This is a genomic window from Micromonospora sp. L5 (assembly GCF_000177655.2).
GTDB lineage: Bacteria > Actinomycetota > Actinomycetes > Mycobacteriales > Micromonosporaceae > Micromonospora > Micromonospora aurantiaca.
Genome location: NC_014815.1, coordinates 2,759,608 through 2,775,098, shown reverse-complemented (window position 1 = coordinate 2,775,098; position 15,491 = coordinate 2,759,608). Strand labels below are relative to the sequence as shown.

Below are 15,491 nucleotides of genomic sequence, written 5' to 3'. Positions count from 1 at the left end.
CGACCGCTCAGCCGGTGATGGTCAGCTTCACCGGCTCGCTGATCTTGGTGCCGACGCGGGCGAACACCTGGTACGCGCCGATCGCGGCGAAGTCGCCGCCGGCCAGCCCGCTCGCGCACCTGTTGTCCAGCCGCCCGTTCCAGCCCAGCTCGTAGGAGCGCTCGAAGTTCGGCGTGAACGACTGGACGTCCGAGCCCTTGCCGGTGCCGCAGGTGTCCGACGACCAGATCTTCTCCGCGCCCGACTTGACGTACAGCTCCTGGAGGTCGGCGCCGACGTCGCGGCTGCACGTACGGTTCGACACGTTCTTGACCTTCAGGCGCAGCGTGACCACGGTGCCCCGCTGGGCGGTGGGCGGCACCGCGACCGGCGTCACCAGCAGCTCGGAGTCGGTGCAGGTGCCGTCGTCGGAGACCGGCTGACCGGTCGCGCCACCGTTGCCGGTGCCGCCCCCGTTGTTCGCGCCCCCGCCGTCGTTCCCGCCGCCGGTGTTCTCGCCGCCTGTGTTCCCGCCGCCGTTGTTCGCGCCGCCGCCCCCGGTGTCGCCCGGTGCCGGCGACGGGCTGCCCGACTGCGGAGTCAGCACCGAGCCGGACGGGTCGGGCTGAGCCCCGGCGGAACCGGTCGGGGACGGGTCGGTGCCCGGCGCGCCGGTGTTGCGATCCGTACCGGTGCAGGAATACAGCAGGACAATCAGGAAGAGCAGCCCCGCTCCGAGCACGACGGCACGACGCCGCCAGTACACGGCAGGGGGCAGGGGGCCGACCGTCAGACGCATGATGCGCCTACCGTAGCCGCGCGGCGCACGGCTCGCCGGTCCGACGCGCCGGGAACCCGCCGCCGTACGGCCACCGTCGTCCACACTGGATTCCTACCGCCACCGTCAGAGGTAGACCTTGCGCTGGTAGATCGCGTGCGCGCCGGCCACCCGGTCGAGGAAGAGCAGCCCCGCGCAGTGGTCGATCTCGTGCTGGAGCGCCCGCGCCTCGAAGCCGTCCGTCACCAGGCGGACCGGCTCGCCGCTGCCGGGAAGCGCACCCTCGACGACCAGGCGGCTGGCCCGCTTCACGTCGCCGGTCAGGTCCGGCACCGACATGCAGCCCTCCCGGCCGGCCTTCCACCGGGACGCCTCCACCACGCGCGCGTTGCAGAGCACGAACGTGCCGTGCACGGTGACCGCCTTCGGGTGCCCCGTCACGTCCACCGCGAACACCTGCGCGCTCACCCCGACCTGCGGCGCCGCCAGTCCCACGCAACCGGGCGAGACGCGCATGGTGGCCACCAGGTCGGCGGCGAGGCGCACCACCTCGGCAGACGTCGGGTCGACCTCCGGGCCCGGTCGGCTCAGCACCGGCTCCGGCGCGGTGACCACCGCCCGTACCGCGCCGGGGATGCCGAGCTTCTCCGGGGTCCAGCCGCCCAGGCCCGCGTACTCCGGCCCGGTCACAGCAGATCCGTGTCCGCCGGGCGGAGGCTGACCCCCACGCCCAGCTCCGCGGCGACCCGGGTGAGCCGGCCGGCCACCTCGTCCGACACACCGGGCGGCAACTCGACCTCGGCCACCACCACGTAGAGCGAACCGGTGAGCCGGGTGCTCAGGTCGGTCACGTTCCCGCCCGCGTCGGTGAGCACCCGGGTCATCGCCGCGACGATGCCCATCCGGTCGGCGCCGTGCACCGCGAGCACGTACGGCTCCCCGGTGGGCTCGCTGCCGCCGTCGGGCGTGACCGCGCGTACGGTCGCCAGCAGGTGCCCGTCGGCGGCGAGCGGGGCCAGCGCGGCCTCGACGTCGGCGGCGGCCGGGCCCACGCAGATCAGCGTCATCGCGAAGTGTCCACGCAGCCGGGTCATCGTCGAGTCGGTGAGGTTCGCGCCGAGCCGGGCGAGGACCTCCGCGACGTCGGCCACGATGCCCGGCCGGTCCCGGCCGATGACGGTGATCGCGAGCTCGTTCATTCGGACATTCTGCCCCGTCGCCCATGATCGATCGCGCCCGGCCACCCGGCCCGCCCAACCTGCGGGAAAGACAGCCGTGACATGATCGGCGACGCGATGTCCGATCCCACATTCGCCACCCAGGTCAGCCGGTGGTACGAGCGCAACGCCCGCGACCTGCCCTGGCGCAAGCCCGGCATCGGCGCCTGGGCGATCCTGGTCAGCGAGGTCATGCTCCAGCAGACCCCCGTGGTCCGGGTGGTACCGGCCTGGGAGGCGTGGCTGGCGCGCTGGCCCGAGCCGCGCGCGCTCGCCGAGGACACCCCGGCCGAGGCGATCCGGATGTGGGGACGGCTCGGCTACCCCCGCCGGGCGGTACGCCTGCGCGAGTGCGCGGCGGCGATCGTGGAGCGCCACGGCGGCGTGGTGCCCGACCGGCTCGATCAACTGCTGGCGCTACCCGGTGTCGGCACGTACACGGCCCGCGCGGTCGCCGCGTTCGCGTACGGGCAGCGGCACCCGGTGGTGGACACGAACGTCCGGCGCGTGGTGTGCCGGGCGATCGCCGGAGAACCCGACGCCGGCCCCACCACCCGCCCGGCCGACCTGGTCGCCACCGAGGAACTGCTGCCGATCGAGCCGGCTGACGCCGCGCTGGCCAGCGCCGCCTTCATGGAACTCGGCGCTGTCGTCTGCACCGCCCGCGCGCCGCGCTGCGCGATCTGCCCGGTCGAGTCGAGCTGTGCCTGGCGGGCTTCTGGACAGGCCGCCCCCACGGGACCGACCCGCCGGCCGCAGCGTTACGCCGGCACCGACCGGCAGGTACGCGGACTGCTGCTCGCGGTGCTGCGGGAGTCCACCGGCCCGGTGCCGCACCAGCGGCTGGACCAGGTCTGGCACGACGACGTCCAGCGGGCGCGAGCGCTGGCCGGCCTGGTCACCGACGGCCTGGTGGAACCGGTGGGCGAGGAGTCGTTCCGCCTGGCCGGAGACGGCCCCGCCGTCCCCCTCCCCTGACCGCCCCCGCCCCGCCCCGCCCCGCCCCCGCCCCGCCCTCGGCTCGCCCCGCCCCGCCCCCGCCCCGCCCTCGGCTCGCCCCGTTGATCATGAAGTTAGCGGCGACAAATAGGGCGCCAAGTGCGGTCAACTTCATGATCGACCAGGGCTAGGGCGGGCGGGGCTGAGGCGGGTAGGGCTGGGGCGGGCGGGCGGCGGCGGCAGCAAGGCTGGGCGGCCGGCACCCTGGGGAGCGGTGGGTGGGCATGGGAAAGGCGACGGCCCCGGTGGCTTTCGCCTACCGGGGCCGTCGCCCTCGAACTGTGCGGACTTATGCGGCGTCGTCCGCGCCGGTGGCGGCGGTGCCGCCGAGGTCCGCCGGGACCGCGTCCGGCACGGCGTCCGGCCGGTCCGCGCCCCGGAAGACGAGCTTGGACTTGTCGATGTCCTCCGGGTCGCCCTCGCAGTCCACGACCACGATCTGACCCGGGGTCAGCTCGTTGAAGAGGATCCGCTCGGACAGGTTGTCCTCGATGTCGCGCTGGATCGTGCGGCGCAGCGGCCGCGCACCCAGCACCGGGTCGAAGCCCTTCTTCGCGAGGTACTTCTTCGCGTTGTCGGTCAGCTCCAGACCCATGTCCTTGTTCCGCAGCTGGGTCTCGATCCGGGCGATCATGATGTCGACGATCGACAGGATCTCCAGCTGACGCAGCTGGTGGAAGACGATGGTGTCGTCGATCCGGTTCAGGAACTCGGGCCGGAAGTGCTGCTTGAGCTCGTCGTTGACCTTCTGCTTCATCCGGTCGTAGTTCGACTCGGAGTCCTCAGAGGCCTGGAAGCCCAGCGACACCGCCTTGGCGACGTCACGCGTACCGAGGTTGGTGGTCAGGATGATGACCGTGTTCTTGAAGTCCACGATCCGGCCCTGGCCGTCGGTGAGGCGCCCGTCCTCCAGGATCTGGAGGAGCGTGTTGAACACGTCCGGGTGGGCCTTCTCGATCTCGTCGAAGAGGACCACCGAGAACGGCCGGCGACGCACCTTCTCGGTCAGCTGCCCGCCCTCGTCGTAGCCGACGTAGCCGGGAGGGGCACCGACGAGCCGGGACACCGTGTACCGGTCGTGGAACTCCGACATGTCCAGCTGGATGAGGGCGTCCTCGCTGCCGAACAGGAACTCGGCCAGCGCCTTGGACAGCTCGGTCTTACCGACACCGGACGGGCCGGCGAAGATGAACGAGCCGGAGGGGCGCTTCGGGTCCTTCAGGCCGGCGCGGGTACGCCGGATCGCCTTCGAGACGGCCTTGACCGCGTCCTCCTGGCCGATGACGCGCTTGTGCAGCTCGTCCTCCATGCGCAGCAGGCGCGAGGTCTCCTCCTCGGTCAGCTTGTAGACCGGGATACCGGTCCAGTTGCCGAGCACCTCGGCGATCTGCTCGTCGTCGACCTCGCTGACGACGTCCAGGTCACCGGCCTTCCACTCCTTCTCCCGCTGAGCCTTCTGCCCCAGCAGCTGCTTCTCGGTGTCGCGCAGCTGGGCGGCCCGCTCGAAGTCCTGCGCGTCGATCGCGGACTCCTTGTCGCGGCGCACCTGGGCGATGCGCTCGTCGAAGTCGCGCAGGTCCGGCGGCGCGGTCATCCGGCGGATGCGCATCCGCGCGCCCGCCTCGTCGATCAGGTCGATCGCCTTGTCCGGCAGGAACCGGTCGGAGATGTACCGGTCGGCGAGCGTGGCGGCGGCGACCAGCGCGGCGTCGGTGATGGAGACGCGGTGGTGCGCCTCGTAGCGGTCCCGCAGGCCCTTGAGGATCTCGATGGTGTGGGCCAGCGACGGCTCACCCACCTGGATCGGCTGGAAACGACGCTCCAGAGCGGCGTCCTTCTCCAGGTGCTTGCGGTACTCGTCGAGCGTGGTGGCGCCGATGGTCTGCAGCTCACCACGGGCCAGCATCGGCTTGAGGATGCTGGCGGCGTCGATCGCGCCCTCGGCCGCGCCCGCACCGACGAGGGTGTGGATCTCGTCGATGAACAGGATGATGTCGCCGCGCGTACGGATCTCCTTGAGCACCTTCTTCAGGCGCTCCTCGAAGTCACCGCGGTAGCGGGAACCGGCGACCAGGGCACCGAGGTCGAGGGTGTAGAGCTGCTTGTCCTTCAGCGTCTCGGGCACCTCGCCCTTGATGATCTTCTGGGACAGGCCCTCCACCACGGCGGTCTTGCCGACGCCGGGCTCACCGATCAGCACCGGGTTGTTCTTGGTGCGGCGGGACAGCACCTGCATGACCCGCTCGATCTCCTTCTCGCGCCCGATGACCGGGTCGAGCTTGCCCTCGCGGGCGGCCTGGGTCAGGTTGCGGCCGAACTGGTCCAGCACGAGGCTGGTCGACGGCGCGGCCTCACCCGGGGCGGCACCGGCAGCGGCCGGCTCCTTGCCCTGGTAGCCGGAGAGCAGCTGGATGACCTGCTGGCGCACCCGGTTCAGGTCGGCGCCCAGCTTCACCAGGACCTGGGCGGCGACGCCCTCGCCCTCGCGGATCAGGCCGAGCAGGATGTGCTCGGTGCCGATGTAGTTGTGGCCGAGCTGCAGCGCCTCGCGCAGCGACAGCTCCAGCACCTTCTTGGCCCGCGGCGTGAACGGGATGTGCCCGCTCGGCGCCTGCTGGCCCTGGCCGATGATCTCCTCGACCTGCTGGCGCACGCCCTCCAGGGAGATGCCGAGGCTCTCCAGGGCCTTGGCCGCGACACCCTCACCCTCGTGGATCAGGCCCAGCAGGATGTGTTCCGTACCGATGTAGTTGTGGTTGAGCATCCGGGCCTCTTCTTGGGCCAGGACGACAACCCGTCGCGCTCGGTCGGTGAACCGCTCGAACATGCCCTCGTGCTCCTCACGTGCCGTGCGCCTTGATGGTCAGATCTCGGCGGGGCCGGTGCGCGGACGTCCGGGACGGGCGTCCGTGCCTCCTTACTCTATCGCCGCGGACCGTCTTCGCTGAGGTCGTGTGCCCCCGCGAATGCCCGTTCCGACGTCGTTTCTGACAACCGTCCACGCTCAGGAGGTGTTCCGGGGCCCCTGCCTGTACGCGCAGAGCGAAATTCGACCGGCACCCGAACGGCCGGCCGAGTGAACCGGAGGCGGCAACCGATGCGTCCGCCGGGTCGTCCACAGCCTGTGGATGAAGTCTCCACCGCCTGTGGACAACCATCCCCGGCGGGGGTTTCTTCCCGTCCGCCGCGAGCGAGGGCGGCACGGTGGGCCGGACCGGACATCCGGCACAGGGGCGACGGGAACGGGACGGCTGGGCGCAACCGTGACCCCGGTACGGAAACGGCGACGCCGGCCCGGGGTGGCACTCCGGTCCGGCGTCGCGTCGCCCGTGACGAGGGTGGGGTCAGTGCCCCGCCTTCGCGTGGTACTCGTCCACGATCTCCTGCGGGATCCGCCCCCGGTCGGAGATGTCCTTGCCGGCCTTCTTGGCCCACTCGCGGATGGCCCGGTTCTGCTCGCGGTCGGCGGTCGCACCGCCCCGGCCCCGAGCGGCCCGGCCACCGACGACCACACCCCCGCGACCGACCTTCGTTCCGTTCGCGATGTACGGCGCGAATACGTCGCGCAATTTCCCGGCGTTGGAAGCGGAGAGGTCGATCTCGTACTGCACGCCGTCGAGCGCGAACTTGACGGTCTCGTCAGCGTCCCCGCCGTCCAGGTCATCGACCAGCTTGTGAATGATCTGCTTGGCCACGTCCCACATTCCTTTCGAGCAGGGTTGTACTCCTGCAATACACCGAGCACAATAACCCGTCCGGCGCTTGTTCCGTCAATAGGACGGGGTAACGAGCCGGAGAAGGCTTGCGGGGAGCACCTACTCGGGCCGGACCAACGGGAACAGGATCGTTTCCCGAATTCCGAGCCCCGTCAGTGCCATCAGCAGCCGGTCGATTCCCATTCCCATGCCGCCGGACGGCGGCATTCCGTACTCCATGGCCCGGAGAAAGTCCTCGTCCAGCCGCATCGCCTCGTCGTCGCCGCGCGCCGCGAGCTGCGCCTGGGCCACCAGCCGTTCCCGCTGCACGACCGGGTCGACCAGCTCCGAGTACGCGGTGCCCAGCTCGAATCCGAGCACGTAGAGGTCCCACTTCTCGGCCAGGCCCGGCTCGCTGCGGTGGGCCCGGGTCAACGGGCTGGTCTCCTCCGGGTAGTCCATGACGAACGTCGGCGCCCGAAGGGAAGGCACGACCAGTTCCTCGAACAACTCCTCGGCCAGCTTGCCCGGTCCCCACTTCGGGTCGACGGAGAGACCGACCTTGTCCGCGTACTCGACCAGGCGTGCCCTTTCGGTGCGGACGGTGACCTCCTCACCGAGCGCTTCGGAAAGAACACCGAACAGCGTCACCGACCGCCACTCGCCGCCCAGATCGAACTCACGCCCGTCGGCGTGGGTCACCACCGTGGAGCCGGCGACCGCCACTGCGGCCTGCTGTACGAGATTTCGGGTCAGCTCGGCCATCGTGTGGTAGTCGCCGTACGCCTGGTACGCCTCCAGCATCGCGAACTCGGGCGAGTGCGAAGAGTCGATGCCCTCATTACGGAAGTTGCGGTTGATCTCGAAGACGCGGTCCACGCCACCGACCACCGCACGCTTGAGAAACAGTTCCGGCGCGATTCGCAGATACAGATCCGTGTCGAGCGCATTGCTGTGGGTCACGAATGGGCGGGCCGCCGCGCCGCCGTGCAGCAGTTGCAGCATCGGCGTCTCGACCTCGATGAAGTCCTGCCCGTGCAGGGTGTCGCGCAGACTGCGGACGGCGGTGGCCCGGGTGCGGACCATCTGCCGGGCCTGCGGGCGGACCACCAGGTCCACGTAGCGCTGGCGGACCCGGGACTCCTCGCTGAGCGGCTTGTGCGCCACCGGCAGCGGGCGCAGCGCCTTGGCGGTCACCGCCCACTCCTCGGCGAGAACGGACAGCTCGCCGCGCCGGCTGGTGATCACCTCGCCGGTCACGCCCACGTGGTCGCCGAGGTCGACCAGACGCTTCCAGTCCCCCAGCCGCTCGGCGCCGACCCGGTCCAGCGAGAGCATCGCCTGGACCTCGGTGCCGTCACCGTCCCGCAGCGTCGCGAAGCAGAGCTTGCCGGTGTTGCGAATGAAGATCACCCGGCCGGTGACCGAGACCCGGTCGCCGGTGGCGGTGTCGGTGGGCAGGTCGCCGTAGCGCTCCCGCAGCTGCGCGAGCGTGGTGGTCCGCGGGAAACCCACCGGGTACGGCTCGACGCCCTCGGCGAGCATCCGGTCCCGCTTCTCCCGGCGGACCTTCATCTGCTCGGGAAGGTCGTCGGCGGGGTCTGTTGGCAGGGCGTTCTGCTCGGTCACGGCACGCTTCCTCAGGCCTTGGGGACATCGGCGGGGTCAGCACATGAGCGTACTCAAGCGCCGTGGCGGCCGTTACGGGATAACCTGCCCGCCATGACCGACCCCACTGCGGCGCTCTCGTTCGGTGCGGCCGCGGCCGAGTACGACCGTTTCCGTCCCCGTTATCCGGAGGCGGCGCTGCGCTGGGCGCTGGACGGACTGCACGACGCGCAGGTCGTGGACCTCGGCGCCGGCACGGGCATCCTCACCCGGGGACTGCTGGCGCTGACCGGGCCGGTGGCTCAGGTCGTACCCGTGGAACCTGATCCGGGGATGCGGGCGCAACTGGCCGCCGCGACGCCGGGTGCGACGGCGCTGGCCGGCAGCGCCGAGGCGGTGCCGCTGCCGGACGGGTCGGCGGACGCGGTGCTGGCCGGGCAGGCCTACCACTGGTTCGACAGGGAGCGGGCGCACGCCGAGGTGGCCCGCGTGCTGCGCCCGGGCGGCACGTTCGCGCCGGTCTGGAACATCCGGGACGAGCGGGTCGGCTGGGTCGCGGAGCTGACCCGGATCGCCCACCTCGGCGACAACGCGGGCGACGTGACCCAGCGGTACGCGGACTTCGGCGCCGCCTTCACCGCTGTCGAGGTGGGCGAGTTCCCGCACGCCACCACGCTCACGCCGGACGAGGTGGTGGGCATGCTGCACACCCGCTCGTTCTGGCTGACGGCCGACGCGGACGAGCGGCGGCGGGTCGACGCGGAGCTGGCGGAGCTGTTCGCCGGCCACCCCGACCTGGCCGGCCGGGACGCCGTGGAGCTGCCGTACCGCACGATGGTGCTCCGGGCGCGCCGGCGTTAAGAAGGGGCCCCTCCTCTACCGGAGGCGTTAACAGGGGGCCCTTCCTTGCACCTCAGACGTTGCGGTCGTAGACCATCCGCAGGCCGATCAGCGTGATCATCGGCTCGTGGTGGGTGATGGTGTGGCACTCGCCGAGCACCAGCGAGGCCAGGCCGCCGGTGGCGATGACCGCCTTCACGCCGCCCAGCTCCTCGGACATCCGCTCGACGATCCGGTCCACCTGGCCGGCGAAGCCGAAGTAGAGCCCGGCCTGGAGGCACTCGACGGTGTTCTTGCCGATCACCGAGCGCGGGCGGGTCGCCTCCACCTTGCGCAGCTGGGCCGCGCGGGCGGCCAGCGCGTCGAAGGAGATCTCGATGCCGGGCGCGAACGCCCCGCCGAGGAACTCCCCCCGGCTGCTGACCAGGTCGAAGTTGGTGGTGGTGCCGAAGTCGACGACGATCGACGGCCCGCCGTAGAGCGTGTACGCGGCCAGCGTGTTCACCACCCGGTCCGCGCCCACCTCCTTCGGGTTGTCGATGGCGAGCTGCACACCCGTCCGGACGCCCGGCTCGACGATCACGCTGGGCAGGTCCGCGTAGTACCTGTCGAGCATGGTGCGCAGCGAGCGCAGCGCGGCCGGCACTGTCGAGCAGGCGGCCACGCCGGTGATCTCCACGGCGTCCCCGGCGAGCAGTCCGCGGAACATCAGACCCAGCTCGTCCGCTGTGGAGCGGGCGTCGGTCTTGATCCGCCACGAATGCACCAGCTTGTCGCCGTCGAAGGTCGCCAGCACGGTGTTCGTGTTTCCGATGTCGATGCAGAGCAGCACAGCGGCAGCCTAGACGTCACGCAGGTCGAGGGCGATGTCCAGGATCGGCGACGAGTGGGTGAGCGCGCCGACCGAGAGGAAGTCGACGCCCGTCGCGCCGTACTCGGCGGCCATCGGCAGCGTCAGCCCTCCGGTGGCCTCCAGCTCCGCCCGGTCGCCCACCGACGCCACCACCTCGCGCAGCTGCGCCGGGGTCATGTTGTCCAGCAGCAGGAACCGCGCCCCCGCCTCGACCGCCTCCACCGCCTCGGCCGGCGTGTCCACCTCCACCTGCACCGCGACGTCGGGGAACGCCTCCCGGACCCGGCGGAACGCGGCAGCGATCCCGCCCGCGGCGACCTTGTGGTTGTCCTTGATCATGGCGACGTCGTACAGGCCCATCCGCTTGTTGGTGCCGCCACCGGCCCGGACCGCGTACTTCTCCAGTGCCCGCAGGCCCGGCGTGGTCTTGCGGGTGTCCAGCACCATCGCCTTCGTGCCGGCCAGCGCGTCGGCCCAGGCCCGGGTGTGTGTCGCCACCCCGGACATGCGGGACAGCAGGTTCAGCGCCGTCCGCTCGGCGGTCAGCAGCAGCCGGGTCGGCCCGGTCACGGTGGCCAGCACGTCGCCGCGCGCCACCCGCTGTCCGTCGTGAGCCACGAGCGAGACCTCGACCGTACGGCCCGCGCCGGTCACCTCGCCGACCAGCTCGAACACGGCGGCGGCGACGGGCAGCCCGGCCACCACGCCGTCGGCGCGCGCCACCAGATCGGCCGTGTCGTGCTGGTCGTCAGGGATGGTGGCCACGCTCGTCACGTCGAGGAAGTCGGGCCCCAGATCCTCGTGCAGCGTGTCGACGATGACGTGCCGGACCCGCTCCGGGTCCAGGCCGCCGTCCCGCAGCGCCCGCTCCGTCGACTCCCTCATGAGTGGTTCTCCTCCCAGCGCTCGGCCACCCGGCCGTCCGTACCCACCTCGGCCACCAGGTGGCCGAGCCACCGCTCGTCGGCCGTCGGGAAGTCCTCCCGCCAGTGGCAGCCCCGCGTCTCCTGGCGCGCGTACGCGGCGGCGACCAGCGTCGACGCCACAGTCAGCAGGTTCGTCGCCTCCCAGTCGGCGGTACGCGGCACGCCCCGGCCCGCGCCCAGCCCGGTGAGCGTGGCGGCGGTGGCCTCCAGCGTCTGCGCCGACCGGAGCACTCCCGCGCCCCGCGTCATCGCCCGTTGCAGCTCCGCCGTGCCCGTAGCCGGCACCAGCGCGCCCGGCCCGCCCACCCAGGCGCCGGTCTCCGCCGGGCGGGCCTGCTCGGGCAGCCCGGCGGCGATGTCCTCGGCGATCCGGCGGGAGAAGACCAGCCCCTCCAGCAGCGAGTTGCTGGCGAGCCGGTTGGCGCCGTGCACGCCGGTGCAGGCGACCTCGCCGCACGCGTACAGGCCGGGGATGGAGGTGCGCCCCCGCAGGTCGGTCCGGACGCCGCCGGAGGCGTAGTGCGCGGCCGGCGCAACCGGGATCAGGTCGGTCGCCGGGTCCACGCCGATGGCCAGGCAGGACGCCACGATGGTGGGGAACCGCCGGGCGAGGAAGTCGCCGCCCAGGTGCCGGGCATCCAGGAAGACGTGGTCCGCGCCGGACGCGAGCAGCACCCGGTGGATGCCCTTGGCGACCACGTCCCGGGGCGCCAGCTCGGCCAGTTCGTGCTGACCGACCATGAACCGCTTGCCGTCGCCGTCGACCAGGTGGGCGCCCTCGCCGCGCAGCGCCTCGGAGACCAGCGGCTGCTGGGCCAGCCCCGCGCCCGGCCCACCGGCCGGCACGATGAGCGCGGTCGGGTGGAACTGGACGAACTCCACGTCGGTGACTGCGGCGCCCGCGCGCAGCGCCAGCGCCACCCCGTCCCCGGTGGAGACCGCCGGGTTGGTGGTGGCGGCGAAGACCTGCCCCATGCCGCCGGTGGCCAGCACCACCGCGCGGCCGAGGATCGCGCCGACGCCGTCCTCGCTGCCCTCGCCGAGCACGTGCAGCGTGATGCCGCAGGCCGGGCCGAGCCCGCCCGGCCCGTCCCCGGGAGCGCGCAGCAGGTCCAGCACCAGCGCGTGCTCGACCAGCCGGATCCACGGATCGCGGCGGACCGCGTCGTGCAGCGCCCGCTGCACCTCCGCACCGGTGGCGTCGCCGCCCGCGTGCACGATCCGGTCGGCCCGGTGGCCGCCCTCCCGGGTCAGCATCAGCGAGCCGTCCGGGTTGCGGTCGAACTCCGCCCCGATCCGCATCAGCTCACGCAGCCGGGTCGGCCCCTCGGCCACCAGTGCGCGGACCGCCGCCGGGTCGCAGAGGCCGACGCCGGCGACCTCCGTGTCGTACGCGTGCGCGTCCGGCGTGTCCGCCGGGTCCAGCACGGCGGCGATCCCGCCCTGCGCCCAGCGGGTCGAGCCCTCGTCCATGTCGACCTTGGTGACCACCGTGACGTGCAGGCCGGCCTCGCGCAGGTGCAGCGCGGCGGTCAACCCGGCCACGCCGGAGCCGACCACGATCACGTCTGTCGTCTCCACCCAGCCGGGGGCGGGCGCGGCGAGCAGCCGGGGCAGCGCCGGCAGGTCGACGGTCGGTAGGTCCATGAGCACAGTCAACCCGAAGCGAACTCGACTCGGGCGCGGGGGGCGTGACGAGTGCGGTCCGCTACCTCGTCCGGCGCGGGAGGCCGGCCGGTCCGGCGCCCTTGAGCGAGGTGGTGACCGTACGGTCGCTGAGCCACAGGTAGCAGCGGACGCCCCGGTCGCCGACCGCCCAGCGACCGGCAGCGGGCGGACGGACCACCACGTCGCTGCGGTAGCGCAGCAGCCCGTCGGCCGGCACCCCGGCGTACCGGGCGATCACGCCGAAGCAGCCGTCGTAGAGCGGCACCCAGTCCTCCGGCTTCTTCGGATACGGGCGGTCCGGCGCGGCCCACACGCCGACGAACTCGGCGTCGTGCGCGGCAGCACAGTCGACCGGGTTGAGCCGCTCCACGCGGTTCGTGTCCCGCACCGAGCGCTGGCAGCCCAGCCGCAGCGGGGAGGGCGTCTTGAGCGCGTCGCGCAGGCTGCCCGTCCGGGTGACCACGGTGGCCGCCGCCTCGACGGTGGTCAGCTCGGTCAGGTCGCACCGGTACCAGCGGGAGCCCGCCGTCCAGCCGGTGCCCGTCGGTACCGCCACTGCCAGCCGGAGCCGCCCGGCGCGCCAGTCGTCACCCACGTACCCGGCGGCCCGCTTGTCGCAGTCGGCGAACGCGGTACGCAGCTCGGGCGAGGCGAGCGGCGGCGGGGTGGGCCGGTCGGTGGTGAACGCCCCGACGTGCACGGTCTCCACCCGGTGCGGCAGCTCGCAGCCGACCGGCGCGTACGCGGCCAGGCCGACGCTCGCTGTGAAGTCGGCGACCTGGCAGACCTCGGCCGCCGGGGTGAACGGCCCGGGTGCGGCCATCGCGGCCCAGTCGTCGGTGAGGTCGCCGTCCAGCCCGCCGGCGCCGGCGCAGCCGGTCAGGGCGGCGCTCGCGACCATCGCGGCGACCAGGAAGCTCATCGCACGGCGCATCGCGGCCTCCCCCAGCCGACGACCGTCGATCCCCGACGGTCCGCCCAGGGTAGCCGAAAATGACCTTCCGGTGACAGACCGCGTTTCCCACCCGTCCGCCCCGTCGATCTGTGAGTGGGGTTGTCAAGGGGTTTGGTGGTGGGTGGTGATGGTGCGGTAGAGCTGTCGGGCGATGTAGCGCTTGAGGCAGCGGGTGATTTCTCTGGTGGTGCGGCCTTCGGCGTGGCGTCGGGTGATGTAGTCGCGTGTTTCGGGGTGGATGCGTCGGCGGGTCAGGGCGATGGTGTGCAGGGCGCTGTTGAGGGTTCTGTCGCCGCCGCGGTTGAGGCGGTGTCGGTCGGTGCGGCCGCTGGCCACGGGGATGGGGGCGGCGCCGGCGAGGGTGGCGTAGGCGGCTTCTGAGCGGACGCGGCCGGGGTGGGACCAGGCGGTGAGGGCGATCGCGGCGGTGACGGGTCCGACTCCGGGTTGGTCGAGCAGGGGCGGGCACAGTTCGGTGACGAGGGCTCGTAGGCGCTGGTGGTTGTCGGCCAGTGTGGCGTCGAGGATGTGGATGTGCCGGGCGAGGGTGACCAGTTCGCGGCGGCGGGTGTGTTCCTCGCAGGGCAGGGCGGTGGTTTCGGGCAGTTCGAGGGCGGCCAGGCGGGCGATCTGGATGGTGGTGGACAGCCCGCGTAGCGCCTCGCGCAGAGTGTCGTCAGCGGTCAGGATCAACGCTTTGACCAGGTTGACCGCGGCGGTGCGGGCATCGGTGTGGTGCCGGCGGCAGATCAGCAGCAGACGCAGGGCCTCGCGTGGGCCGTCGCTGCGGGGCACGGCGATGCGCTCAGCGGGCAGCGCCAGCACCGTATGGGCGGCGGCGACCGCGTCCAGCTGGTCGGACTTGCCGCCCCGACGACGGGCCGCAGCGGGGGGCTTGGGTGCCTCGCAGACGGGTTCGTCAGCAGCGGTCAGCAGCCGGCACAGCCCTTGCCCGTGTGACCGGGTGCCCTCCACCGCCCACAACCGGCGCCCCTGCGGTGGGGTGTGCGCGACGGCGAAGGCCAACAACCGGCTCAACCCGTCCGGGTCAGTGGACACCGTGACCTGCGCCAACACCCCACCGAGTCGGTCCACCACGGCGGCGGTATGCGTATCGGTGTGAGTATCGACCCCCACCACCACGTCATAGCGATCCGCGACCCGTTCTACGATCCTTCTCATCTCGGATTGTTGCTCCTTTGCCAGCGACGACCGGGACAGTCGGCGTCGGCTCGGGAAGACATCACCTCGGCGGCAAATCTGTGATGGGCCACGTGTGCTCGCACGGGCAGGCTTCTGATCAGGCCAGCAGGGTGGGCCGGGCCGGCGCCGACGATCACCCGGGGACAGGTCTTGCACAAGGCACACCCACACCACAGGCGGCCGGATCAACGAAGAGCCACCCAAGTGATCACCAACGCCGAACCCTAACGGCAATCAGCCGAACCGATCACCACAGACATAGAAGCGTCTTGCACTAGCCGCCCTCGCAAACCCGACAAAAGGGGCGACGAGGGGGCCGCAACTGCAAGATCAACGGTGAGACGCGGCGGCGAGGGGGTTGGGGACGGGGGCGCCTGCGGTGCCGGGGGCCGCGGTCGCCGGGTCCGCCGAGAGGTCGACGACCTTGTTGTCGGCGTCGACGTGCACCACCCGGGGGCGGTACGCGCGGGCCTCGGCGTCGTCCATCTGCCCGTACGAGATCAGGATGACCAGGTCACCGGGGTGCACCAGGTGCGCGGCGGCGCCGTTGATGCCGATCACGCCGCTGCCCCGCTGCCCCGGGATCACGTACGTCTCCAGCCGGGCGCCGTTGGTGATGTCCACGATCGCGACCTGCTCGCCGGGGATCAGGTCCGCCGCGTCGAGCAGGTCCTCGTCCACAGTCACCGAGCCGACGTAGTGCAGGTCGGCCTGGGTCACGGTGGCCCGATGGATCTTCGACTTGAGCATGGTCCGCAGCATCGGGGTGC

General features: G+C 71.9%; 14 protein-coding genes. 2 read left to right on the top strand and 12 right to left on the bottom strand.

Annotated features, from left to right (window positions below; genetic code table 11):
• Positions 1–7 precede the first annotated feature (7 nt).
• The 3 genes from ML5_RS13225 to ML5_RS13215 form a co-directional block, all read right to left on the bottom strand.
• Positions 8–778 carry a hypothetical protein gene (locus tag ML5_RS13225; RefSeq protein WP_013475019.1) on the bottom strand — a complete coding sequence of 257 codons (771 nt, stop codon included), beginning with the start codon at positions 776–778 and terminating at the stop codon, positions 8–10.
• 105 nt (positions 779–883) lie between these two features.
• Positions 884–1,447: a peptide deformylase gene (locus ML5_RS13220; RefSeq protein ID WP_013288948.1), complete on the bottom strand. Its 564-nt coding sequence runs from the start codon at positions 1,445–1,447 to the stop codon at positions 884–886.
• The gene (locus tag ML5_RS13215; protein ID WP_013288949.1) at positions 1,444–1,956 is read right to left on the bottom strand and encodes a glycine cleavage system protein R; all 513 of its coding nucleotides are present in this window, start codon (positions 1,954–1,956) and stop codon (positions 1,444–1,446) included. The genes ML5_RS13220 and ML5_RS13215 overlap by 4 nt, the downstream gene beginning before the upstream one ends.
• A 96-nt stretch (positions 1,957–2,052) precedes the next feature.
• Between ML5_RS13215 and ML5_RS13210 the strand changes: the two genes are divergently transcribed.
• Positions 2,053–2,952 (top strand): A/G-specific adenine glycosylase, encoded by a 900-nt coding sequence (locus ML5_RS13210; protein WP_041784511.1) that lies wholly within the window; start codon positions 2,053–2,055, stop codon positions 2,950–2,952.
• Positions 2,953–3,262: 310 nt separating this feature from the next.
• Here the strand turns inward: ML5_RS13210 and ML5_RS13205 are convergent, their stop codons facing one another.
• The 3 genes from ML5_RS13205 to lysS all read right to left on the bottom strand — a co-directional run bounded on the left by ML5_RS13205 (position 3,263) and on the right by lysS (position 8,297).
• Positions 3,263–5,800: an ATP-dependent Clp protease ATP-binding subunit gene (locus ML5_RS13205; protein WP_013288951.1), complete on the bottom strand. Its 2,538-nt coding sequence runs from the start codon at positions 5,798–5,800 to the stop codon at positions 3,263–3,265.
• A gap of 517 nt (positions 5,801–6,317) precedes the next feature.
• Complete coding sequence (locus tag ML5_RS13200) at positions 6,318–6,668, bottom strand: Lsr2 family protein (protein ID WP_013288952.1); 351 nt, start codon at positions 6,666–6,668, stop codon at positions 6,318–6,320.
• 120 nt (positions 6,669–6,788) lie between these two features.
• Positions 6,789–8,297, bottom strand: a complete 1,509-nt coding sequence (gene lysS / locus ML5_RS13195; protein WP_013475017.1) for a lysine--tRNA ligase — start codon at positions 8,295–8,297, stop codon at positions 6,789–6,791.
• A 93-nt stretch (positions 8,298–8,390) separates the two neighbouring features.
• Between lysS and ML5_RS13190 the strand changes: the two genes are divergently transcribed.
• Entirely contained in the window at positions 8,391–9,137 is a 747-nt protein-coding gene (locus ML5_RS13190) for a class I SAM-dependent methyltransferase (RefSeq protein WP_013475016.1), read from the top strand.
• Positions 9,138–9,189: 52 nt separating this feature from the next.
• Here ML5_RS13190 and ML5_RS13185 read toward each other — a convergent pair whose 3' ends face one another.
• The 6 genes from ML5_RS13185 to panD all read right to left on the bottom strand — a co-directional run bounded on the left by ML5_RS13185 (position 9,190) and on the right by panD (position 15,483).
• On the bottom strand, positions 9,190–9,948 hold the full coding sequence (locus ML5_RS13185; RefSeq protein ID WP_013288955.1) for a type III pantothenate kinase: 759 nt from the start codon (positions 9,946–9,948) through the stop codon (positions 9,190–9,192).
• A 9-nt stretch (positions 9,949–9,957) separates the two neighbouring features.
• A complete protein-coding gene (gene nadC / locus ML5_RS13180; protein WP_013288956.1) occupies positions 9,958–10,854 on the bottom strand; it encodes a carboxylating nicotinate-nucleotide diphosphorylase in 897 nt (298 codons plus the stop codon).
• Positions 10,851–12,542, bottom strand: coding sequence for an L-aspartate oxidase (locus ML5_RS13175; RefSeq protein ID WP_013475015.1), 1,692 nt, complete (start codon positions 12,540–12,542; stop codon positions 10,851–10,853). The genes nadC and ML5_RS13175 overlap by 4 nt, the downstream gene beginning before the upstream one ends.
• A 61-nt stretch (positions 12,543–12,603) precedes the next feature.
• Positions 12,604–13,497 (bottom strand): septum formation family protein, encoded by an 894-nt coding sequence (locus tag ML5_RS13170; RefSeq protein WP_013475014.1) that lies wholly within the window; start codon positions 13,495–13,497, stop codon positions 12,604–12,606.
• Positions 13,498–13,620: 123 nt separating this feature from the next.
• Positions 13,621–14,700 (bottom strand): IS110 family transposase, encoded by a 1,080-nt coding sequence (locus ML5_RS13165; protein ID WP_013473518.1) that lies wholly within the window; start codon positions 14,698–14,700, stop codon positions 13,621–13,623.
• A gap of 351 nt (positions 14,701–15,051) precedes the next feature.
• Entirely contained in the window at positions 15,052–15,483 is a 432-nt protein-coding gene (panD, locus tag ML5_RS13160; protein WP_013475013.1) for an aspartate 1-decarboxylase, read from the bottom strand.
• Between the last annotated feature and the right edge of the window lie 8 nt (positions 15,484–15,491).